The organism is Parvularcula bermudensis HTCC2503, from assembly GCF_000152825.2.
Classification (GTDB): domain Bacteria; phylum Pseudomonadota; class Alphaproteobacteria; order Caulobacterales; family Parvularculaceae; genus Parvularcula; species Parvularcula bermudensis.
Window position 1 is genome coordinate 2,347,490 of the sequence record NC_014414.1, and the last position, 22,797, is coordinate 2,370,286.

Genomic DNA, 22,797 nt, shown 5'->3' on the forward strand with positions numbered 1-22,797 from the left:
ATCGTCGTTAGGCCAGCGTTTTAAGGCGCTCTGCCAGTCGGTTCAATCTTGCCACGAGGTGCCCCTCATCAGCCATGGTCAGGCGCCCCTCCTCGACGATAAGCCGGCCTTCCACCATGACATGGCTCGGTCGACGTGGCGCACAAAGAATGAGCGCAGCGACAGGGTCCCAGGCCCCCGCGGCGGCAAGTTCGCCTTGCGGCCAAAAGGCAAGATCGGCCCGCATCCCCACCGCCAATTGTCCCGTATCGCATCGCCCCAAGGTCTCGGCGCCGCCGCGGGTGGCAAGACGAAGGGCAGCCCGAGCGGAGAGCGCGTCCGCCCCCTCTTTCGCCCGTTGCATGAGCAAAGCCTGACGCGCCTCGCCGATCAGATCGCCTGAATCGTTTGACGCCGACCCGTCAACTCCAAGCCCCACCCGCGCCCCATGGCGCAGATAGCCCACGATCGGCGCGATACCCGACCCAAGCCGGCCATTTGAGCACGGGCAATGGGCAACACCCGTGCGGGTCCGACCGAACAGAAATTGCTCTTCCTCAGTCAACTGAACGCAGTGCGCGTGCCAGACATCCTCTCCTACCCAGCCAAGATCCTCGGCATAGTGACCAGGGCGGCACCCAAATCGGTCGAGGGAGAAGCGAACGTCTTCTACATTCTCAGCAAGATGGGTGTGCAGCATCACGCCTTTGGCCCGGGCCATCTGTGCCGTTTGTCGCATCAATTCCTGGCTCACCGAAAAGGGCGAGCAGGGAGCCAGGGCAATACGGAGCATACTGCCATCTGAGGGATCGTGATAACGCTCGATCAACCGCTCGCAGTCTTTGAGGATTGCCGCCTCGTCCTCGACGAGATCATCCGGGGGCAGCCCCGCCTTAGACTGACCGATACTCATCGACCCGCGGGTTGCGTGAAATCTCACCCCTATTGTCTGGGCCGCGGCGATTGTATCGTCGAGCTGGATACCGTTGGGATAAAGATAGTGGTGATCACTGGTCAGGGTACACCCGGATAGAACCAGTTCAGCAAGCCCAAGACTGACCGCCGCGTCGACATCTTCGGGCGTCAGACGCCGCCACAGGGGATAGAGTGTCTTCAACCACCCAAATAGCGGCACATCGAGCGCCGCCGGCACGGCCTTGGTGATCGACTGAAACAAATGATGGTGGGTGTTCACAAGACCCGGCGTAACCACACAATCACGGGCCGAGAAGAACGTCAGATTGCCTTCCGTCTTTGGGGGGATGGCCCCCGGGGTGCCGAGATCGGTGATCACCCCGTTCTCGATGAGAATATAGCCTCCCTCCCACTCCCGCTGATCATCATCCATGGTGACAATGACTGCCGGGTCTGTGATCAGCACACGGCCTTTCACTCTTTGTCCTCTAATGGCGGAAGCGCGAGTGACATGACAATAGCGAGAAAAGCGGCCGGCAGAACGCCGGAAGCAAGGAGGATTTGGGCGAGGGAGGGCAGATGTTGCAAGGCATCAGGAACCAATTGGAGACCTAAACCGACCGACAGCGAGGTTGCGAAGATCAGCAGGTTTCGTTGCGACCATGTCACCTCACTTAGCATCGACAAGCCTGCTGCGGCCACCATCCCAAACATGATGACCACACTGCCCCCCAACACCTCAATGGGGATGGTCACGATCGCAGCACCGATCTTTGGGACCAGGCCGCAAAGAACGAGGAAAACCGCCCCGAGGGTTACAACATGGCGGCTCATCACCCCGGTCATCGCCACGAGACCGACATTCTGGCTAAAAGAGGAATTAGGCAGCCCCCCGAATAGCGCGGCGATCAAGGTCCCTGCCCCATCGGCAAAGGTGGCGCCCGTCAGCTCCCGATCCGTGGCGCGCCGACCGGCGCCTGATTGGGTGATGGCCGAGACATCGCCGATGGTTTCGATCCCCGAGACGAGGACAATCAGACAGAAGGAGACGATCGCCGCCGCCGAAAACGAGACGCCGAAGGGCAAAGGCTCCGGCAACAAGAACCATGCGGCATCGCTCACGGCGACCGTGTCGATCCGGCCAAAGACCGCAGCCACCGCGTAGCCGGTAAGAATTCCCAATAGGACCGACGCCGTAGAGAGCAATCCCCGGCCAAAGAATTTGAAGCCAAGGGTCGCCATCATAACGACCAGGGCCAACGCCCAGCTCTCCCCTCGGCCAAAAGCCGCCGTCCCTTGGGACGGGACGCCCCCAGCGGAATATTGGATCCCAACGCGGATCAATGACAGCCCGATCATGAGGACGACCAGTCCCGTGACGAGAGGCGGCAAGGCGAAGCGAATCCTCGGCACGAGGGGGGCAAGGAGCAAATGAAAGATCCCCCCGCATAGCGCCCCGCCATAGAGCGCCGACAAGGAGGATACCCCACCTCCACTGACAAGGGGAATCATGATTGGTAGAAAGGCAAAGCTGGTGCCCTGAACAATCGGCAATCGTGCCCCGATCGGTCCAAGACTGATGGTCTGGAGAAGGGTGGCAACCCCCGCAAAGACCATCGACGCCTGAATCATCACAATGAGGGGCGTTTGGTCGGCCGCGCCAAAGCCAATACCCGCCGCCCCCGCCACGATGACGGCCGGGGTCACATTGCTCACAAACATAGCGAGGATGTGCTGCACCCCGAGCAGAATCGACACGCCAAGGGGCGGAAAATAATCTGGATCGCGATACGATCCAGACATTGCAGCTCCCCGATCAATGTCTTCATCGGTGTTTACTGATTTACGGCCCGAGGACTCTCCGCTGTCGGATGATGAGGGGGAGAGAGTGACGTTCCTATTCAAACGACCCTCCCCTTCTTGCGTTACGCTCGTTGAGGACGGCCACGTCCGTCACCTCCCCCTGCCGCCCCGCAGCCCCGCGGTCCGAGAGTGTGAAGGACCGGGGGGCACTCGGGAGATAGGCGATCGGTCTGCCCTCAGAACTTATAGACAACCGATGCCTGGAAGCTCCGCGGCATTTCCGGAAGAACGATGGTGCTGCCGAAGAGCTCCGTAAAGTTCGCGCGGAAATATTCCTCGTCCGTCAGGTTTTTGACCGTCGCCTGGAACAACCAGTTCTCATACTCATAGGACGCGCTGGCATCGACGAGCGTGTAAGCCGGCAATTCGACCGCTTGGGACTGACCCGAGAATACCTCCTCGACATCGACCACGCTGCCGCTCAAGGACAACCCATTATCAAAAGCGTAAGTCGCGGTGAGAGAGTAGATATTTTCCGGGATCCCGGCGCGACGGGCCGCATCTTCATCCGGAATGGTGAGGAGCCCAATCGGCTGCGCCCCATAGAACAGGGACGGATCGCTGACATTCACCAAGTCTTCCGCTCCGAAGAAACTGAACAATGTCCCCTCTTCCAGACCGGTTAGGTTGACGACCTCGGTCTTGGTATAGGCGCCGGTGATCAGAAGATTATCGGTCGCTGCCCAGCGAAACTCCGCCTCAAGACCTTCGGTCTTGACCGATTGGTTCACCGTGATCGACTGAGCGTTAAAATCGACCCGCTCCTGTTCATAGACCGACAGCGCTGTATACAAACGATCGTCGAAGAAGCTGCCCTTGATCCCGAATTCAAGCAGTTCCGAAGCGCTGAACCATGTACCCGCGGCGAGATTGTCGACAGTAATTTCCGCCCCCTGTCCCGCAACGACCGTCGATTGCTCCGAGGCCGTCACATAGGGCACGACTCCGCCGGGCAGATCGTAGGAAAGGCTGGCCGTCCAGGAGACTCCATCGTCTTCGTCGGACGCCGAGGGAAGGTAATCGCTGCCAATAATCGCCGGGTCGAGCCGGGCGGTGTGGTTGAACGATTCCGCATCGATGTAATCGTAGCGGACCCCCAGAATGACATTCAGACCCATTTCGAAATCAAGGTCGAACAGCCCGGCAAGACCGTAATTGATGTAATCGCCTTCGACATAGGTTGAATAATTCTCGTCCCCCTCCGTCGACAAAAGCCTATCGGACTGAGCGGTATAAGGATTGGGGCTCGACAGATCGGCCCGATGGAAAAATTCGTAGTCGAAATCATCTCCGTGGAGAAAATCGGTATATCTGATCGACGGAGAAATCTGGGTCGTGAATACGCCGAGATCGTTCTCAAACGCTTTTTTGACGATGAGTTTCCCTTCCATCACCCAGGAGTCATGGAATTGGGAGAAGCCATAGTCGTTTTCGTTCTCGTTCTCATACCCTTCGAAGAACAATTGGCTGATCAACTCGAACCCATCATCGTTCTCGTAAATCGAGTCAAAATAGAAGGTGAGGGTTTTATTCTCGAGAAAGTCATCCTCACCGGTCAATACATTGCGACGATCGAGGGTCGTCTCCCCAACATCGGTCAAAGCCAGACCGGGGAGGGAGTTCATCAGACACGCATCGGTCATACCTTCGGGGCCGACCCCGAAACTGGCAACATCCGACGGATCACAAACAAAGTTACCGAACGGATTGAACACACCGGCCGCATCGAATTCCCGGCGCCCCAATTCCCCATCGCCGTTTTGATCCACGGCTTGGGCGGTCCCCGTTACATATGTCCCATTGTCCACCAATTCCTGGGTCAGACGGTTCCAGCCCCCGTTCTGCTGGCCGTAAAAATCGTGGTACATAAACCCGAATTCGACCCGCAGATTATCCGACATATATTTGTCGAACGCCCCCTGCAGGATCGTCTGCTCGGTGAACATGTTGCGGTAATAGCTGCCCGAATCCTCGACTTCAGCATAGAGATGATAGCCGAACTCCTCACCGAGAATGTTACCAGGTCCCGTGAGCGCGGCGCTGAGAACACTCTTGTTCCAGCTCCCCCCCGTATAAGTTATTTCCCCCTCAGGAACGGTCATCAACTCGCCCCCCGCAACCCGCGCGGTCTTGGGCACGAAATTCATATACCCGCCGGTTTTGGACGGACCGTAGATGACAGAAGCGGGGCCCCGGACGATATCGATTCGGTCGGACGCCCCGATAGGCGTTGGATAATTGCCCGGATTGTCGAGGCGACGAACCCCCCGGAAATACACTTCGCCGGGAGTCCCGCGAATATCGAGAGCGCCCCCGATCCCAAAGAATGAGTTGGTGAAGGTCCCCGGCGCTTGGGCAACGAGGCCATAAATATCGGTGATGCCGAAGCGCTCGATCTGCTCGGCACTGATAGTCGACGCCGAGCGCGGCGTTTCCACAAGGTCTTTGTCAAAACCAAAAACCGAGCCCACATCCTCCACCGGCAGCGCCCTCAGGCTCCCTTCGACGACGATCGTGTCGGTGAAAACCTCCGGCTCTTCTTCCTGGGCGAAAGCGCCCCCCTGCAGAGCAAATGCAGACCCCATCAGCGCCACGACCAGAGCGCGCGAGCTCACCAAAGATCGGCTGCCTCTTGAGAGGCCCCTCTGCGATCCCGTATCCGGTTGATTGCATGATGTTGCCGTCATCGAGAGCATAAGTCTTCCCCTTGTCGCCCAGTCACTCATTCGAAGTCATCAATGCGAAAACGCACAGCGAGGGAGGACATTTGATGCCCCCCAGCCCCTCGCAAAACCCGCGTCACATTTGTGACACTACTTTTGCAATTGCGAAATTGTAAACAGGATATTTCTCATATCGGTCGATCTGCGCTAGCTTGTGTCACTGATGACACGTTTTCCTCTCAGCTCTCGCGTTCAGCCGTCACGCCGTGCCCGGCGCCCCACCCCTTGGCGCGCGGCGCTGTCCCTTGCTGTCAGCCTGCTGATATCCGCCGGCGGCCCCCCAGCGATCGCGAAGGAAGAGCCGATCCCTTGCGAAATCAATTTCTCCGCTCTCCCCCATCATGTGCCCGCAAATCAGCTTAGCCTGCAGCAAGAAAGAGCCCTTCACGCCCTGGCGACAAACCCGGCCGAGGCCGAAGCGTTCTTGAAATCCGTCTCCCCCGTGGCGGCGGGGATTTTATCCACTGTCGCCCCTGCTCTTTCGGTCGATATCCGACCGGTCTGGGGCGGATATCGTGGGCATACGGGCCCCTCCCTGGCCGCCCACTTCCCGCCGACCGACAAGGCCAACAGACTGGCCGCGGCCCTCGGCTATGTTTTCTTCCAAGATAGCGTCCTTGTGCAGTGTCCGACCGATGACGCCATCGAGACACCGGCCTATTGGATCGAAGAGGGGGAGGAGAGTGACCTTCTCAATCAAACGACATTGAAATCCCTCTACGGTATGATGATTGGTGAAGCCGACGGCGACCTTCATCTCGGCTTCACGTATTATCCCCAAGCGGATCGCTTTTTGGTGCTCGCCCTATCGGACCGCCCAGACTATGAGCGAGGGGTGGTCACGGCTCTAGATCGGCAATTGCGGCAATTCTCAGAGGGCCGCGCCGATATCACTCTCCTAAAAGGGACAAAGTCCGTCCGATTTCTCGCCAATGATTGGCGGGTTGATCCCAAGGGCAAGCACTACGCCGAGACCTATCTTAGTGACGATCTCGTCGCGCGATTATCGGTCTTTCGGGCCCAATATCTCTCAGCTCTCGACGCCCTTGCCGTCCCCCCCGGCCCCGCATCGAGCCCGCTCGCCAAGGACGACGAGATCCCATAAGGGCTTTGGCAAGCGGGATGGAAAGGCACGTTATGGGTAACGAAAGGCGAACGGATGGAGCGTCCGGCTCTCGCTCCATAAGGGAACGGATACGTATCGATCCCTTTGTCGTGGCGATGGCAGCAACGGCCCTGGCCGGGTTCTTGGTGCCGGGCCCTGGCGCGCCTTCATCACCGCTCAGACTACAGATGGTTACGCAAGTCGGCATTGCCCTGATCTTTTTCGTGCACGGCGCGGCCTTTCCTCGCCAAGTCATCGTCGAGAACGCGCGCCGTTGGCCGGTCCATCTTCTGATCCAAGGGACAACCTTCGTTCTCTTCCCCTTGATCGGACTGGTCTTCTATTATTCGCTCGGGCCTTTTTTATCGGACTCGCTGCGCCTTGGCTTCTTTTTCCTCGCGGCCCTCCCCTCAACGATTTCTTCCGCCGTGGCGATGACCGCAGCGGCGCGCGGAAATGTGCCGGTCGCCGTCTTCAACGCGTCCCTCTCCGGCCTTATTGGGCTGGTCGTCACCCCGGCACTGCTCTCAATGATCGGCTCCTCGGGAACCGGCAGCCTCTCCTATCAGCAGGCCCTCATCGACATTGCCCAGGTCCTGCTCCTGCCCTTTGCGGCGGGACAATTATGCCGCCCCCTGATCGCAGATTTTATTACGCGGCATAAGCCGAAGATCACCCGCCTCGACCGGGGGGTCATTTTGCTGATCGTCTATACTGCCTTCGCGTCGTCTACCGCAGCGGGGGTATGGTCGACGGTTTCCCCGGTTCAATTGGCGGGAACGATTGCCCTCGTTATGATGCTTCTGGCGGTCGCGCTGGTTCTCGTGACCCTCGCGGCGCGGGCTATTGGCCTTTCCCGCCACGACGAGGTGTCAGTCGTCTTTTGCGGCTCGACGAAGAGTCTCGCCAACGGGGCCCCGATGGCTCAAGTCTTGTTCGCCGGAAGCGGGGCAATCGGCCTGATCTTGCTGCCGCTCATGCTCTATCATCAATTACAATTGATCGCCTGCGCCCTCTTGGCCCAGCGCTATGCTGGGCAAGCCGCGAGCGAAGAGGCCAATGAAACGGACTAGCCCTTTGGTCTATTCCGCAGGCTGAGCAATTGTCGGCTCTGTCCCTGGCCCTGTGTCGGCCGAAGCCGTCTCCGAGCGACGCCTTGCCCCGGTAAGACGCCGGATCAGAACATAGAACAGCGGCGCAAAGAATATCCCAAAGATCGTTGACGCGAGAACGCCTCCAACTACCGCGCTGCCGATCGCGGTCCGCGCCGCGGCCCCCGCCCCGCTCGAAAGAGCCAGGGGGACCACCCCAAAGCCGAAAGCTAGCGACGTCATCAGGATCGGCCGCAATCTGACCCGCGCCGCTTCGACCGTGGCCTCGACCAGCGCATATCCCCGCGCCTCGAGATCTTTTGCAAATTCCACGACCAAGATCGCATTTTTCGACGCGAGGCCAATCGTCGTCAGCATACCGACCTGAAAGAAAATGTCGTTGGCCAGCCCCCGCGACCATGTCGCAAGGAGCGCCCCCGCAATCCCCAATGGCATCACCAGCAGGACCGAGACGGGGATCGTCCAGCTTTCATAGAGAGCAGCCAGACAAAGAAAGACGATCAGGATCGACAACGCATAGAGAAGGGGCGTCTGGGATCCAGAAGTTTGCTCTTCGAGAGAAAGCCCCGTCCACTCAAAACCGATGCCCGAGGGCAGGTCACCGATCATCCGCGCCATTTCGGCCATGGCTTCACCGGAACTGATGCCCGGCGCCGCCTGGCCCTGGATATTCATGGCGGAAACACCATTGTAGCGCTGAAGCTGTGGTGAGCCGTAGCTCCACTCCATCTCCGTGAAGGCATTGAGGGGGATCATATCCCCGCTTGCATTTCGAACACGGATCTTTTCGATGTCTTCGGGCATCATACGATAGGGGGCCTCGGCCTGCACATAGACCCGCTTGATCCGCCCACGATCCACGAAATCGTTCACATAGAGGCCCCCGAGAGCCGTTGAGAGCGTTGTATTGACCGTGCCCAGGGAGAGCCCGAGAGCTTGGGCCTTTTGGGCATCGACCTTGATATTGAACTGCGGATTATCTTCAAGACCGTTCGGCCGCACACCAACGACTTTCGGGTTCTGCGCCGCCATGCCCAATAATTGGTTCCGCGCGGCCAGCAAGCCGTCATGTCCGACATTCCCGCGATCCTGAAGATAGAGATTAAAGCCACTGGCATTCCCAAGTGAGCTGATGGGGGGCGGCACGATGGTGAAGGCTTGGCCTTCGACAAACTGGGAGAATGCACCGGACGCGCGACCGGCGACATCATTAGCCGCAAGCCCCTCCGACTTCCGCTCTTCCCAATCCTTCAGCCGCACAAAAGCAAGGCCCTGATTTTGGCCCTGGCCGGCGAAGGAAAAGCCAGAGATGGTGAACAACCCCCGGACAGCCTCCTCCTCATCTTCGAGGAAATAGTCGCGGATCGATCCCATGACGGTCTCGGTTCGGTCGAGGGTCGCAAGCGGCGGTAATTGCGCAAGCACGATTGCCGACCCCTGATCTTCGTTCGGCAGGAACGCCGTCGGTATACGGAGGAACAATATAGCGGCGAGAACCAAAAGGCCGCCATAGATCACAAGCCCCACGACCTGGAACCGGGTGACCAGCGCCTTGACCAGTCGCACATAACGCGTCGTCATTGCGGTAAAGCCGCGATTAAAGCCGTCGGCCGCCGCTGCCACTATTCCTCTGCCCTCGGGCGACGCCCCCGCCCCTTCTGCTTTCGTCGTTTCTTTGTGCGGCTTCGCTTTGAGCAATTTCGCGCAAAGCGCGGGGGAAAGAACAATGGCAACGACCACGGAAAGGATCATCGCCGACACGATCGTGATAGAGAATTGCCGGTAAATGATTCCCGCCGATCCAGGGAAGAAGGCCATCGGCACAAATACGGCCGAGAGAACCGTGGCGATCCCGATCAACGCCCCGGTAATCTGAGTCATCGATTTTCGGGTCGCTTCAGGCGCGGACAAGCCATCTTCCTCGATGACCCGCTCGACGTTCTCGACCACCACAATGGCATCATCCACAAGAAGGCCGATAGCCAACACCATGGCAAACATTGTCAGGGTGTTGATCGAAAATCCGAAGGCAAGAAGGATGGCGAATGTCCCCAGCAGGACGACGGGCACGGCGATCATCGGCACGATGGTCGCGCGGAAACTCTGTAAGAAGACCAACATGACGATGAGCACAAGGCCGATGGCCTCATAAAGGGTCTTCTCCACTTCGTGGATGGATTTTTCGACGAACGGCGTTGAGTCAAAGGGATAGATGATCTCCATCCCTTCGGGCAGGTTTAGCTCGATCAGCTCACCAATCCGCGCTTTGACGGCTTCGGCGGTATCAAGGGCGTTTGCCCCCGCCGCCAGATTGACCCCAAATCCCGAGGCAGGTTTTCCGTTCCAAAGGGCGACGAAATTGTAGCTCTCAGCCCCCAGTTCAACCCGCGCCACATCGCGGAGCCGAACGTCGCCGCCCTCCTGGGTAGTCTTCAGAAAGATATTCTTGAATTCCTCAGGCGTCGACAAAAGAGACTGAAGCGTGATGGTGGCGGTGATCTCTTGACCCGCAAGGCTAGGGGCCCCGCCCAGCTCTCCCGAAGAGACTTGGGTATTCTGTTCTCGGATTGCCGCCACAACATCCCCAGGCGTTAAACCGAAGGCGGAGAGTTGATCGGGGTCAAGCCAGATCCGCATGGCATATTGCGCGCCGAACAATTGAAGATTGCCGACCCCATCGATTCGACTAACCGGATCGACCAGATTGGACCGCAACCAATCGGCAATGTCGGTCTGGTCATATTCCCCCGTCGGCGAGGTCGCCCCGACGATCAGCAGAAAACTGCTATTCGATTTCGTGACGGACACGCCTTGGCGCTGGACCACATCGGGGAGAAGGGGGGTCGCCTGGGACAGTTTGTTCTGCACCTGCACCTGAGCGATATCGGGATCCGTTCCCGGCGAGAAGGTGAGCGTGATGGAACTCGTTCCCGACGAACTCGATGTCGATGAGAAATAGGTGAGACCGTCAAGCCCGGTCATTTGCCGTTCGATCACCTGCGTGACCGAATCTTCAACGGCTCTGGCTGAGGCCCCGGGATAATTGGCATTGATCGACACGCTAGGCGAGGCAATGTCGGGATATTGAGCGACCGGCAGGACCCGGAGGGCCATGACGCCAGCCAGCATGATGATGATAGAAATCACCCACGCCAAGACCGGCCGATCGATGAAAAACGTCCCCATAGGGGCCCCTCCCTTAGTGCGCAGCGGCCCCGGTAGAAGCCCCGGCAGCGGCGCGGGTGCCGGAGTTCCTGTCCGCAGGCGGATTTGTCACCCTGACAGGCGCGCCGGGCTGGACGCGCTGAAAGCCGTCGGTGATCAGCCGGTCCCCCGCCTTGACCCCTTCTGAGAGAATCCATTGACCGTCTTGTGCCTGAACGATCGTGACCGGACGCTGTTCAGCCATGCCCTCTTCATTCACGACAAAGACATAGGGCTCCCCTCGAGGGGTACGCAGGACCGCCTGTTGGGGCACGGCCATCACATCTTCAAGAATAGCGGTGGGAAGGGTCGCCCTGACGAACAGGCCCGGCAATAAGAGCCGGTCAGGATTAGGAACGATCGCGCGCAGAATGACGGTACCCGCCTCTTCATCCACACTGACCTCGGAAAATTCCAGGCGTCCTTTCTCGGAGAGCGGCTGGCCCTCCTTCCCGCTCAACGTCACGGGAACGGCCCCCGAGCCCGAGGACTGAGCCTCCGATTGCAACTGACGACGCCACCTCATGACATCCTCTGCCGAAGCGGTCAGATCGACATAGAGGGGATCGAGCTGGGTGATCGTCGCGAGGGCCGCGCTTTGATTGGCCGTGACCAACGCCCCTTGCGTAACGACCGAACGACCGATCGTGCCGTCGATCGGGGCGCGGACCACGGCCCGCTCGAGATCGATACGCGCGCGCTCAAGGGCCGCCTTCGCCATGGAAACATCGGCGCGGCTCTGGGCGACGGCGGCGTCAGCCTCATCCTTTTGTTGGGTACTAATGGCCTCGATTTCGGCAAGCGAGGCAAAGCGCTTGGCATTCTGCTCCGCCACAAGGGCCGTCGCCCGGCTCCGTTCATACGCGGCGGCCGCACTGGCCACTTCTGCCCGGTACTCACTGCTCTCAATGGCGTAGAGGGGGTCCCCAGCCTTAACATTATCCCCCTCCTCAAACAGGCGATCTTCGATCAATCCCGTCACTTGGGGCCTGATTTCTGAGGTTCGGTAAGCGCGGGTCCGCCCCTGCAAGGTGGAAGTCAAGGTCACGGTTTCCGTCGACAGGACCTCAACCGTCACCGGCACCCCCGCCTGGGCGGGTCCTTGCCTTGCCTCACTCTGGGCTTCAGCCGGCTCACCGCATGCCGTGAGCAGGACGCAAGCAAGCGTCAGGATGATCAGAGGAAAGGCGGCGCGCAGCCCCACATGCGTGCTGGACAGGGAGCGATCACTCACCTGAGCACGTTGCCCCCATCGGGAACGCTGTTCCTCCATTGTCGCCTCGGTCCGGTTGACTAGAATGAACATTCAATCTAAAACATACTACGATAAAGTCAATGAGCTTGCGCCGATCATGTTCGCGTGGGCGGGAGAGGGAATGGCCACGGCGGACACCCTGTTCGAATGTCCACGATCCCGACGGGAAGATATTTTAGAGGCAGCTGCGGCGTGCTTTGTCGAAGAAGGGTTTCACGGCGCCAGTATGGCCCGCATCGCCAAGCGCGCCGATGTCAGCCCGGGGCACATCTATCATTATTTCGAAAGCAAGGATGAGCTGATCCATGAGATCATCCGCACCGAAGAGGCGCGGCATCTCTCTTTCTTCGATGATCTTGCCGATTTGGACGCACCCGAATTGCGGGCGTTCCTGATTGGCCGCGTGAAAGAAGGCGTGACGAAAACGACGCGGCTTTTCCACTCCGTTCTCACCCTCGAAACCCTTGCAGAAGCAAGCCGCAACCCGGACGTTTCAGCCATTGTCCATCGCTACGACACGCAGATCCACCGGCGATTTTCCGCGCTGTTGCGCGACACCCTGGGGTTGAAGGATGCCGACCATCGGGTCGAAGTGCTCCGTACCTTATTCTCAGGACTCGCCATTCGGACCGTGCGGAACCCGAACCTCGACGCCACGGCGCTGACCCCGCAAATTGTGCGCGCCGTTGCCGCGATCTTGACACCGGACCCAGAACAAAACGCCGAGAGCCATATCGATCAATCGGAGTCGTGAAACGACACCCGTCCTTTGTATTCTACAATTTCCCTTGTACGGATCGGTTCCCGCTTCGCTTGAAAAGGCTGTGGGTTTTTGATGGTCGCCTTTTCTTCACGCGAACCGGTGCCCACTTCGCTTGAAAAGGCTGCGGGTCTTTACTGGTCGCCTTTTCTTCACGCGAACCGGTTCCCGCTTCGCTTGAAAAGGCTGCGGGTCTTTACTGGTCGCCTTTTCTTCACGCGAACCGGTACCCACTTCGCTTGAAAAGGCTCTAGGGCAGCGCCAAGAGGATTTCGATGGTCTCGGCAAGGCTTTCGTCCCCCTGCCCCTCAATGACGCGATTGACCCGGCCCGCTGCCCCCTCGGGAAAGGGAGAGGTAAGAAACGTGGACGCCCCTTCCCTCCCGCCAAGTCGAAAATAGGCATGCGGCGCGGTCGCTAACGCCCTCCCCTCACGGACCATGACGCGACCAAATGGTTCCCGACCCTCCGTTATCGCCGCGAAGGCGCGCGGGCTCATAGCCTGACGATCAACAAACAGCCATGTGGCACAGACCAGCCGCCCGCTTTTTTCGAGAGCCAAATAGGCCTGTCGCGCGAATTTTCCCGCCGTGACGTGGCTGGCAACCGGTTGAACCTTGAGCCTATCGCCAAAAGCAGCCTCAAGGGTCGACGTCATGGTTGCGCGATGGTCGAGAAGCCGCCTTTCCGCTGGCGACAACTCCTCTGCCGCCACCCAATGATGGGGCAAGCGCGCCAAAACAGCGTCGGCACGCCCAGGGCCCAGACAGGCGGACACGGGAGGGGAAGACAAACTCATAATGATCATATCGGTCGTTCGGCTGGGAAAGTCACCGCTCCAAACCGCCCCGCCCCAAATAGTTGATACTTTCCGTAGGTGAATATCCCGAATTGTCGACTGAGGCCGCGTCCCTTATATGACCTCCATCCCCATCACCACGCCCCGAAAGGATCCCTGCCATGGTTGCTGACCCGACCCCCTTCACGCCAGGAACCGCCCTATTGGGGGGCATCCTTATCGGTGTGTCGTCCACCCTCCTGATGGCGAGCCTGGGAAGGATCGCTGGTATTAGCGGCATTGTCGGGGCAGCCCTTGGTCCCGCCGGCGCGGATCGGCAATGGCGGAGAGCTTTTCTGCTGGGGCTGCTGCTCCCTGGCGCGGTTTTGTCGCTGGCGTCGGCGCGGCCCGCCATCGATTTCACGGCCGGCCCCATGACGCTGCTGATCGCGGGCCTTTTGGTCGGCTTCGGCACACGCCTTGGCTCGGGCTGTACGAGTGGCCATGGGGTCTGCGGGTTGGCCCGGCTGTCGCCGCGTTCCCTCGTGGCTGTTCTCACCTTTATGGCGGCAGGCGCCCTGACGGTCCTCGTCCTCCGCCATCTGATGGGAGGGGCGCAATGAGCCAGCGACTTCTTGCGGCGATTGCCGGGGCCCTCTTCGGCACCGGATTGATCCTCTCCGGCATGACCAATCCGATGAAGGTTGTGAATTTCCTCGATGTCACAGGGATCTGGGACCCAAGCCTTGCCTTGGTGATGGGTGGGGCGCTTGTGACGACCTTCTTTGGGTATCGGCTTGTCCTGCGGCGGGAGAAACCCCTATTCGAGCCGACCTTCCATCTCCCTCAAACACGCGAAATTACCCGCCCCCTGATCATCGGAAGCGTCCTTTTTGGGGTGGGATGGGGCCTCTCCGGTCTGTGCCCGGGACCGGCAATCTCAGTGGCGTCGATGGCCCCCTTGCGCCTTCTCCCCTTCGGCATCGGATTGATTGCGGGGGTTCTCGGCTACCAAGCCTACGCCAAGCGCAGCGGATGAAGGCCCCCCGGCCTTAGCAGGATCAAGGCCCCTTGCCGGTCTCCTCAGATCCCCGTCCCCATCCCTATGTGGAGCTGGACGATCGCGACGGCGAGATCCGCCCGCGCCTCGACCACCGCCTCCCGGCTGCCGATGAGGGTCCGCTGGGCATCGAGAACATCAATGAAGCTCGTCAGTCCTTCGCGATAAAGGGCGTCGAGTTGCCGATAAGCTTCTTCGCTTCGCTGGACGGCAAGGTCCAAATTCTCGAGCCGGGACCGTAAAGCCTCGATACGGGTCAAGGCGGTTTCCACCTCGGTAAGAGCGACAAGGACCGTCTGTTGCCATTCGGCAAGGGAGGCTTCCGCGCGGGCGATCTGCGCCCTGACCTCCGCCCGGCGTCGCCCTGCATCCAGAAGCGGGATGTCGACGATCGCGCTGAGGGTGAAGAGGAGTGGCTCGAAATCCGTGTCAGGATCGCCGCTGATCTGGGCGGGCAAGCGAAGGGACGGATAGAGATCCGCTTGTTCGGCGCCGATCAAGGCAAGATCTGCGATCAATCGTTGCTCGGCTTGAGCGACGTCCGGTCGCTGGCGAAGCAGCATCGCCGGCGCGCCCAGCGTAATCTCACCACGGTAATCGGGAAGAATATCATCCGTAGACTGGCCAAATTGCGCTCTTTCGGGGGGACGCCCGGCCAGGACAGCAAGGGTGAAGGCCGCGGCCTGACGATTCGCCTGAAGAATGCCGCGATCGGCGCGGGTTCGGGCCAGATCCGCCGCCGCCCGGTCGACGTCGAGGGCCGGTGTTAGCCCGGCGTCGAACCGCGCTTGCACCACGTCGAGGGTCCTCGCCTGCAAGTCGAGAGAGGTCTCAAGCAGGGCGAGACGAGCGCCCGACCGTCGCAAATCGATATATTGGAGAGCTGCCGTCCCCGTGGCGAGGCGCTGCGCCTCTCTCACGCCGAAGCCCGCCGCCTCCAGATCCGCAGCCGCCGCCTCAAGACGCCGGCGGTTTCCCCCGGCAAGGTCGACCTCGAAGGCAAGGACGCCCGACAGAAGCGTCGTCGTCTCGCTCTCCCCCTCCCCTGAGATGAGGTCGGCATATTCCGCGCTGCCCTGCGCATCGAGACGGGGGAACAGATCGGACCGCACGGCCCCGCGCAAGGCCGCCGCTTCGGAGAGCGTGGCGAGCGCCGTGGCGATGTCGAGATTTCCTGCGAGGACATCGACCATCAGTGTAGAAAGGGTTTCATCCTCAAACCCCGCCCACCAGACCTCCTCGTCCTGCCCCGCAAGATCAGCAGGAAGCGCTGCGGAATATGTCGCCGGAAGGTCGACCGTCGGCGCCGTGGGATCGGGACCGACGGCACAGGCGGTAAGGCTCAATAATGCGCCGCCAAGGATACAGATACGCCCCTTCATTCCGCCAAGCGCTCCGCCCCCGGCGCATCGGCCAACTCCCGCTCAAGGGCACCACTGGCCGCCAGGCGGGCGCCCCCAAGACTGGAGAGACCGAGATAAAGGATCGGTGTCAGAAAGAGCGTGAAGAGCGCGGCGAGACCGAGGCCGCCGAACACGACCCACCCGATGGCGCTGCGCGCCTCTGCCCCCGCCCCGCCGGAAAGGATGAGGGGGACAGCGCCCAAGGCCGTCGAAATCACAGTCATCATGATCGGCCGAGCCCGTAAGAGAGCTGCCTCACGAACGGCTTCCCGCACCGTACGCCCTTCTCCCCGTAATTGATCGGCAAACTCCACGAGGAGAATCCCGTTCTTTGCCATCAACCCGATCAAAAGGATCAATCCGATTTGGGAGTAGATATTGAGGGAGCCCCCCGTCAGCCACAGAACATAGATCGCCGCGGCCAAGGCAAAGGGAACCGTCAGCATGACAACGATCGGACTGGTCAGACTCTCAAACTGTGCCACGAGCACAAGAAAGACGATAAGCAAGGCGAAAGCGTAGGTGATCATCAAGTCACGGGATGATTCCTGTAAGGTCTCTGCCTCCCCCTGGAGCCGCATCTCGATCCCGTCAGGCAAGGTCTCGGCCGCGAGTCGCTCGATCTCCAAAACCGCGTCCGCGAGGGCCACGCCGGTGGCCACATCGCTTTCCACTTCGATGGCCCGTCGCTGCTCGACCCGGTCGAGTTCGGCGGCCACCCCCTCCTCCACCATGGTCGTCAGGCTCGACATCGGAATAAGAGCCCCCGACTCTGCCCGAACGAACAGGTTCGAGAGATCCGACGGTTTCCGGATGGCTCGGGTTTCGGACTCGAGCAGGATGGGGATCGCCTGATCCTGAACATTGAGATCGACAAGATCCTCCCCCCCGACCATCGTCCGTAGCGTGAGAGAAATTTCGTCCAAGGGGACGCCGAGATCTGACGCGCGCCGCCGGTCAATCTGGACCGATAGCTGCGGTTGCGTCGGCTGGTAGGAAATTTCGGGATTGGACAAGATCTCCGACTGGCTGTCGATCGCATCGGAAAGCGCCCGGGCCGCTTGGTAGATGGCGTCGTAATCCCCCCCCACCAGCGCCACTTCGAGGCCGCTGCGCCGACCGCGCCCGATATCGAGACTACCGCGTCCGAAGACGGAGACCCGCGCCCCCGGGATCGCCGCCATTTGCGGCGACAATTCCCGGATCAGATCTTGTTGAGAAAGATCCCGATCTTCCCACGGCGCGAGATTGGCGTTGACGAGAATTCGGTTAGGATCGAAGCGCCCGACCACCGTGTACAGCGACTCGATGACGCCGCTCTCGCGATAGGGAGCAAGGACGTCCTCAATCGCGTCGGACTGCCGTTCCATATAGGAGAGGCCGACCCCATCGGGCCCCGTGGCGAAGATGACCACCTCGCCTCGATCCTCCGGCGGCACCAATTCACTAGGCAGCGACAGATAGCCGATCGCCGCCAGACCGGCCGCGAGCAGGCTGATGCCGACCACCGCCCGGGGATGCCGCAAACTGACATCGAGGCCCCGCTCATACACTTTCATCAGACGACGGCCGACCCGGACGAGGCGGGTATCGCGCACCTCATCATCGACGAACTTGAATTGAGCCGCCATGGCCGGGGCCAGCGTCAGGGCGACAAAGGAGGAAATGATCACCGCCATCGCCAGCACGAATCCGAATTCGCGAAACAACCGCCCGGCGGTGGAGGGCAAGAACGAAATCGGGACAAAGACGGCGACCAGGACCGCCGTCGTCGCCACCACGGCAAAGAACACCTGCTGCGTCCCAATCGCCGCCGCGGCATGGCGCTTGAGCCCTTGGGATTGTTGTCGTTGAACGTTCTCCAATACGACAATGGCATCGTCGACAATCAACCCGGTGGCCAGCACCAAGGCCAAGAGGGTGAGGAGATTGATCGAGAACCCCATCAGCCAGATTCCCGAAATGGTGCCGATCAACGCGACGGGAATCGCCACGCTGGGGATCAACGTCGCCTTGCCCGACCCCAGAAACAGCCAAATCGTCGTCACGACAATCAGCACAGTGAAAATCAAGCTGGTGACCACCTCCCGGACCGAGGTTCTGATGAACACCGCCTCGTCCGACAGGACCCGGATCGACAGGTCCTCGAACCGTCCATTCAATGCGGCCACCTTTGCGGCAACCGCATCGGAAATCTCGATCGTATTCGATTGTGCCTGGCGCACGATGCCGAGGCCGATGATGGGTGTGCCGTCAAGCCGCAAAAGATTTTCGGCGTCGGCGGGGGCCAGGATCACATCGGCAACGTCGCCGACCCTGATCTGCTGATCGATAATCACCTCTTTGATGAGATCCGGCGTCGCGGCCGTCGCTTCGGCCCTGACGATCAGTTCCTGGTCTTGCGACCGAAAGCTGCCGGCGGGGACATCGAAGGGGGCCTGACGCAACGCGTCTGCCACATCGCTGACGGTGAACCCGAAACGATTGAGCCGCGGCGGATCGATCACGACCCGCATTTGCCGAAGGCGGGTGCCGAATTCTTGAACGGCGGCCACCCCATTCACAGAGAGGATTTCCGGCGCAATATCCGTCTCGATGATGCGGGTGAGTTCGTCCTCGGGAAGGACGTCGCTGATGATCGCCAGATCGATGATCGGGTCGGCATCCTCGTCGGCCTTCGTGACAAAGATATTTTCCGCCCGATCAGGCAATTCTCGTGTCACGCGACTGACCGCCTCGCGGACATCGGCGGAGGCATTATCGAGATCGACCCCGGGGTTGAACTCAATCCGCATCCGCGCGTTGTTCTCTTCGCTCGATGAGCGAATTTCTCGCACACCGGACACTCTGGCCACCGCCCCTTCGAGGACACTCGTCACTTCGGCGTCGATGGTCTCCGGCGCGCCGCCGGGCAAATTGGCGCGCACACTGACAATAGGCCGGTCGACATCGGGCAATTCCCTGATTTCGATGCCGAACATCGCCGCCGCCCCGGCGATCACGATGAGAAGATTGAGAACCGTAATCAGGAGCGGGCGCTTGACCGCCAAAGCGGGAAGGCCTCTTGCGTGATCGGCCATCAGAGAGCCGCTCCGCCGACGGTGGTTTGCCCTGGTACAGGGGGCGGCGCGGCCCTCTCGGGCCGGGCATCGAGGAGGTCGACTAAAGCCCCCTCCCGCATCTTCTGCACGCCTTCGGCCACGATCAAATCACCGGCTTGCAGCGGCGCGCGCACCAAGGCCTGACCGGCAGTACGGGAGACAATCGTCACCGCCATCTGCGTTGCGCGACCGTCTTTCACCGCCCAGACATAGGCCCCGTCCCCGCCCCACACGATCGCCGCTTCCGGAACGCTGGGCAGCGGATCGCCGGGAATGTCAAAACCCACCCGGAAGCTCATGCCGGGTCGCAGCCGATCGGCCTCGTTATTCGCCTCGGCGCGGATTTGGAAAAGCCGCCGTTGCGGATCGATACGGGCGCCGATGCTGCGCACGACCGCTTCGACGTGTTGCTGGCCAGCGGCGAAGGGCTGGAGGGACAGCCGATCCCCAGGCTGTATCATGTTAAAGACCTGCTCTGGAGCCTCGAAATCGATAAACAGGCGGGTGCGCGCATCGAGCTGGGTAATCGCGGTATCGGTGCCGATCCGGGCGCCGGGATCGATCTGGGGAATACCGACATAGCCCGCAAAGGGCGCCCTCACCTGGCGATCGGCCAATGTCTCCTCTGCCAGACGCAATTCGATTTGCGCCGCTTCAACGGCCGTTCGCGCGGCGTCGATCTGGCTCTCGGAAACGGCCCCTTCGACATCGATCCGGCCATAGCGATCCAGTAATTGTTGCGCTTCCTTAAGGGCGACCCGGGCTCTCGCCACATCTAGACGTTCCTCGGCATCTTCAAAGGCAGCGAGGATCGCCCCCGCCTCAACGAAATCACCGGCCTCGAAAAAGACGCCGGTCACCTCGCCGCCGGTCTCGGGAAAGATCGTGGCTTGCTGCTGGGCCCGGGCGGTGCCCACGGCCTCAACCCGCTCGCTCAGCCGCTGCAATTCTACCCGATGGGGAATGACGTTGGTCCCCGCCCCGCCCTCTCGATTGGTGGGGGCCTCCTCACCGCCGCACGCCCCCAGCGCCGCGCCGATGACGAAGACGATGGCCATTCGAAAAATATTGCACCGCACCTTCGCCTCCTTCACCCGGTCATTCCGGGCCGCCCCCTTGGCATAACGTGTCACAAAATTATTATTCTTAGCCAAATAATCGTTATTTGCTGCCCTGGCACTGGCCTTGGCAAACCTTTTTCGGGGGGTCGTTCACAACAGCACAAGGAAACTAAGGCGATGCCGCGCGGCGTCGATATCGCCGCTCCGCTTAATCGCGCTGCCACGTGCCTGAGCGGCCGCCGCTTTTGGCCACAAGCTGGATCGGCCCGATCACCAGATCTTTCTGCTGGGCCTTGAGCATATCGTAGATCGTCAGACAGGCGACAGAGACCGCCGTCAGGGCTTCCATCTCGACCCCTGTACGACCGGTGGTCCGCGCCGTTGCCACCACTTTCAGCCCCGGCGCATCCGGATCCGGCGTGACGACGACATCGACCTTGTCGAGGGGCAGAGGGTGGCAAAGCGGAATCAAGTCCGCGGTCCGCTTCGCGCCGGTAATCCCGGCAAGGCTGGCAATCTGAGCCACATCGCCCTTGGGCGTCGCGCCTGAGACAAGGGCAAGGGTCTGCGGTGACATGCGCACAAGCCCCTCCGCCACGGCTTCGCGCACCGTCGCCTGTTTGCCGGACACATCCACCATGGCGGGGCGTCCATTGCGAAAATGCGTCAGATCCTCATTCATCGTTCGGTCAATCTCGGCATGATTTCATGCAGGTTGCACGGACGGTGCCGACTGTCGAGCTGGGGCGCGATCACCTTGTCCCACCCATCCTTGCACGCACCGGTGGAGCCCGGCAGGCAAAAGACAAAGATCGCCCGGCTGCCATCCGTCGCGGGAACGATCCCTGCGCAGGCCCGACTTTGGAGGGTCGAGAGCCCGACACTGTCATAGCTCACCATGTGAAAGACCACCGCAAAGCCTTCAAGGGTTTTCGAGAATAAGGGGGATATCGCTTCCACCGTCACGTCCCGGCCGGTCAGGCCCGTTCCCCCGGTCGTCAGGACCGCATCGACCCGCCCGCTATCGGCCCAATCCTGCACCTGCCGGGACAGAAGCTCCTGTTCATCGGGGACGATCCGCCGGTCGGCGAGATCGTGCCCTGCTGCCGTAAGACGCGCGACCAGCAGGTCCCCAGAGCGGTCATCCGCCGCCGTCCTGGTGTCGGAGACGGTCATGACAGCGATCCGCAGAGGGACAAAAGGGCGGCTCTCATCGATCCTCGACGTCATTGGCTCTCCCCCCATCGGTCCTTGTCCTGAAAATCCGCCGCCCGGGGCTCGATCCAGCGCTCCCCCTGGTCTCCCCGTTCCCTCTTCCAAAAGGGCGCGGCGGTTTTGAGATAGTCCATCAGATAGTCCGCTCCCTCAGATGATAGATCACCGCCGCGTCGAATAAAGGTTGCCGCAAGATGAGCCAGTTCTTCCCCACTGAGCAGGGCAGACTTGGGGAGGAAATCGGGGCGGGCCGCCAGACAATACTGGCACCGCAAATCGCATCGATCGGTCACTGAAAGCCGTAAATAGGTGATGTCGCGGCCATAACCGTCCGTCAGCGGTGCAATGTTCGCTCTATCGTCAAAGGCCATTATCTCCCCCCGTCCACAAAGTGAGGAAACGCGCTAAAAGCCTTAGGCCTACAAGCATGACCAGCCCCCCCGTCGCCGCCTTGAGTAAGGCGGGGGACAGAACCTTCACCCCGAGATGAGAGCCGATCTGCCCTCCGATCCCCACCGCCAGGAGGAGCGGCCAATAGAGAGTCAGATCGGCGACCTCTTCGCCCTTGAGCTTCGTTGCTTGCCCCGCAAGCCCGGCGAGGGAATTGAGGAGGATGAACAGGGATGTGGTCCCTGCAATCGCACGGCTCTCGCCCCAACGGGACAGATGCAGGATCGGCGCAAGAAAAATCCCGCCGCCAATGCCCACCACGCCGGACAAAAAGCCAACGCCCGCGCCGATCGGCAGCGCGATCACGCGCCCCCATGAAGGAAGCCTGTCTCTCTGCCCCTCTGGATGACCGAAGGACCGACGACCCATTGTTTCCATGGCCATGACGCCCCCAGCGATGAGCAGGCTGACGCCGAGTAGCCCCGTAAAGAGGCGCTCGGACACCACCAGGGTGCCGCCCCATGCCGCCATCGGGACGGAAACACCGCAGATGGGTAGGGCCCGGCGCCAGGGCAGGGTGCCGGCGCGGGCGAACCGCACACATCCCCCGGCGACCACCAGCAGATTGCAGCTCAAGGAGAGAATCGGCAGCACGGTATAGCTGATGCCGCTGAGCGCCAGCAGCGCCGTATAGGTTGACCCGCCCCCAAAGCCGACACTGGCATAGGCCAGCGCCGTTACCGCGAAGGCAAGGGCAAGAAACAGCACGCAATAATCGCCTCTTCGTGTCCCAGTTGGCCCATGTCATCGCTGAAGTTAAGCATATCGCCCAGACCGACAACACCAAGGATCGCCCGGCAACGCGGCCGCCCG

General features: G+C 60.7%; 17 protein-coding genes and 1 pseudogene. 5 read left to right on the plus strand and 13 right to left on the minus strand.

Going from position 1 to position 22,797, the window contains the following annotated elements; translation table 11 throughout:
* Positions 1 to 7 precede the first annotated feature (7 nt).
* The 3 genes from PB2503_RS11025 to PB2503_RS11035 all read right to left on the minus strand — a co-directional run bounded on the left by PB2503_RS11025 (position 8) and on the right by PB2503_RS11035 (position 5,342).
* Positions 8 to 1,360 carry an 8-oxoguanine deaminase gene (locus tag PB2503_RS11025; protein ID WP_202944377.1) on the minus strand — a complete coding sequence of 451 codons (1,353 nt, stop codon included), beginning with the start codon at positions 1,358 to 1,360 and terminating at the stop codon, positions 8 to 10.
* 8 nt (positions 1,361 to 1,368) lie between these two features.
* Positions 1,369 to 2,697, minus strand: a complete 1,329-nt coding sequence (locus PB2503_RS11030) for a uracil-xanthine permease family protein (RefSeq protein ID WP_013301337.1) — start codon at positions 2,695 to 2,697, stop codon at positions 1,369 to 1,371.
* Between the two features lie 236 nt (positions 2,698 to 2,933).
* The gene (locus PB2503_RS11035) at positions 2,934 to 5,342 is read right to left on the minus strand and encodes a TonB-dependent siderophore receptor (protein ID WP_013301338.1); all 2,409 of its coding nucleotides are present in this window, start codon (positions 5,340 to 5,342) and stop codon (positions 2,934 to 2,936) included.
* Positions 5,343 to 5,643: 301 nt separating this feature from the next.
* On the opposite strand from PB2503_RS11035, the gene PB2503_RS11040 reads away from it, so the two are divergent.
* Both PB2503_RS11040 and PB2503_RS11045 read left to right on the plus strand, forming a co-directional pair.
* Positions 5,644 to 6,585: a hypothetical protein gene (locus PB2503_RS11040; protein WP_013301339.1), complete on the plus strand. Its 942-nt coding sequence runs from the start codon at positions 5,644 to 5,646 to the stop codon at positions 6,583 to 6,585.
* A gap of 32 nt (positions 6,586 to 6,617) precedes the next feature.
* Positions 6,618 to 7,658 carry a bile acid:sodium symporter family protein gene (locus PB2503_RS11045; RefSeq protein WP_083811069.1) on the plus strand — a complete coding sequence of 347 codons (1,041 nt, stop codon included), beginning with the start codon at positions 6,618 to 6,620 and terminating at the stop codon, positions 7,656 to 7,658.
* Positions 7,659 to 7,667: 9 nt separating this feature from the next.
* On the opposite strand, the gene PB2503_RS11050 is transcribed toward PB2503_RS11045, so the two are convergent.
* Together PB2503_RS11050 and PB2503_RS11055 are read right to left on the minus strand one after the other, a co-directional pair.
* Positions 7,668 to 10,883 (minus strand): efflux RND transporter permease subunit, encoded by a 3,216-nt coding sequence (locus tag PB2503_RS11050; RefSeq protein WP_013301341.1) that lies wholly within the window; start codon positions 10,881 to 10,883, stop codon positions 7,668 to 7,670.
* Between the two features lie 13 nt (positions 10,884 to 10,896).
* Positions 10,897 to 12,135, minus strand: coding sequence for an efflux RND transporter periplasmic adaptor subunit (locus tag PB2503_RS11055; RefSeq protein ID WP_013301342.1), 1,239 nt, complete (start codon positions 12,133 to 12,135; stop codon positions 10,897 to 10,899).
* 64 nt (positions 12,136 to 12,199) lie between these two features.
* Between PB2503_RS11055 and PB2503_RS11060 the strand changes: the two genes are divergently transcribed.
* Entirely contained in the window at positions 12,200 to 12,910 is a 711-nt protein-coding gene (locus PB2503_RS11060) for a TetR/AcrR family transcriptional regulator (RefSeq protein WP_013301343.1), read from the plus strand.
* Positions 12,911 to 13,166: 256 nt separating this feature from the next.
* On the opposite strand, the gene PB2503_RS11065 is transcribed toward PB2503_RS11060, so the two are convergent.
* Positions 13,167 to 13,715 (minus strand): hypothetical protein, encoded by a 549-nt coding sequence (locus tag PB2503_RS11065; protein WP_148235265.1) that lies wholly within the window; start codon positions 13,713 to 13,715, stop codon positions 13,167 to 13,169.
* A 161-nt stretch (positions 13,716 to 13,876) separates the two neighbouring features.
* Here PB2503_RS11065 and PB2503_RS11070 point away from each other — a divergent pair, with 161 nt between their 5' ends.
* A complete protein-coding gene (locus PB2503_RS11070; protein WP_013301345.1) occupies positions 13,877 to 14,317 on the plus strand; it encodes a YeeE/YedE family protein in 441 nt (146 codons plus the stop codon).
* Positions 14,314 to 14,733, plus strand: a complete 420-nt coding sequence (locus PB2503_RS11075) for a DUF6691 family protein (RefSeq protein ID WP_041534995.1) — start codon at positions 14,314 to 14,316, stop codon at positions 14,731 to 14,733. Before PB2503_RS11070 ends, PB2503_RS11075 begins: the two co-directional genes overlap by 4 nt.
* Before the next feature lie 44 nt (positions 14,734 to 14,777).
* Here the strand turns inward: PB2503_RS11075 and PB2503_RS11080 are convergent, their stop codons facing one another.
* The 7 genes and pseudogenes from PB2503_RS11080 to PB2503_RS11110 form a co-directional block, all read right to left on the minus strand.
* Complete coding sequence (locus PB2503_RS11080) at positions 14,778 to 16,136, minus strand: efflux transporter outer membrane subunit (protein WP_013301346.1); 1,359 nt, start codon at positions 16,134 to 16,136, stop codon at positions 14,778 to 14,780.
* Complete coding sequence (locus PB2503_RS11085; RefSeq protein ID WP_013301347.1) at positions 16,133 to 19,237, minus strand: efflux RND transporter permease subunit; 3,105 nt, start codon at positions 19,235 to 19,237, stop codon at positions 16,133 to 16,135. Before PB2503_RS11085 ends, PB2503_RS11080 begins: the two co-directional genes overlap by 4 nt.
* A complete protein-coding gene (locus PB2503_RS11090) occupies positions 19,237 to 20,391 on the minus strand; it encodes an efflux RND transporter periplasmic adaptor subunit (protein ID WP_148235266.1) in 1,155 nt (384 codons plus the stop codon). Before PB2503_RS11090 ends, PB2503_RS11085 begins: the two co-directional genes overlap by 1 nt.
* 136 nt (positions 20,392 to 20,527) lie before the next feature.
* Entirely contained in the window at positions 20,528 to 21,001 is a 474-nt protein-coding gene (moaC, locus tag PB2503_RS11095) for a cyclic pyranopterin monophosphate synthase MoaC (RefSeq protein ID WP_013301349.1), read from the minus strand.
* The gene (moaB, locus tag PB2503_RS11100) at positions 20,998 to 21,549 is read right to left on the minus strand and encodes a molybdenum cofactor biosynthesis protein B (RefSeq protein WP_013301350.1); all 552 of its coding nucleotides are present in this window, start codon (positions 21,547 to 21,549) and stop codon (positions 20,998 to 21,000) included. Before moaB ends, moaC begins: the two co-directional genes overlap by 4 nt.
* A 152-nt stretch (positions 21,550 to 21,701) precedes the next feature.
* Positions 21,702 to 21,905: pseudogene (locus PB2503_RS15180) on the minus strand (hypothetical protein); the annotation flags it as partial.
* Complete coding sequence (locus PB2503_RS11110; RefSeq protein WP_013301352.1) at positions 21,895 to 22,692, minus strand: sulfite exporter TauE/SafE family protein; 798 nt, start codon at positions 22,690 to 22,692, stop codon at positions 21,895 to 21,897. The pseudogene PB2503_RS15180 and the gene PB2503_RS11110, both read right to left, overlap by 11 nt.
* Between the last annotated feature and the right edge of the window lie 105 nt (positions 22,693 to 22,797).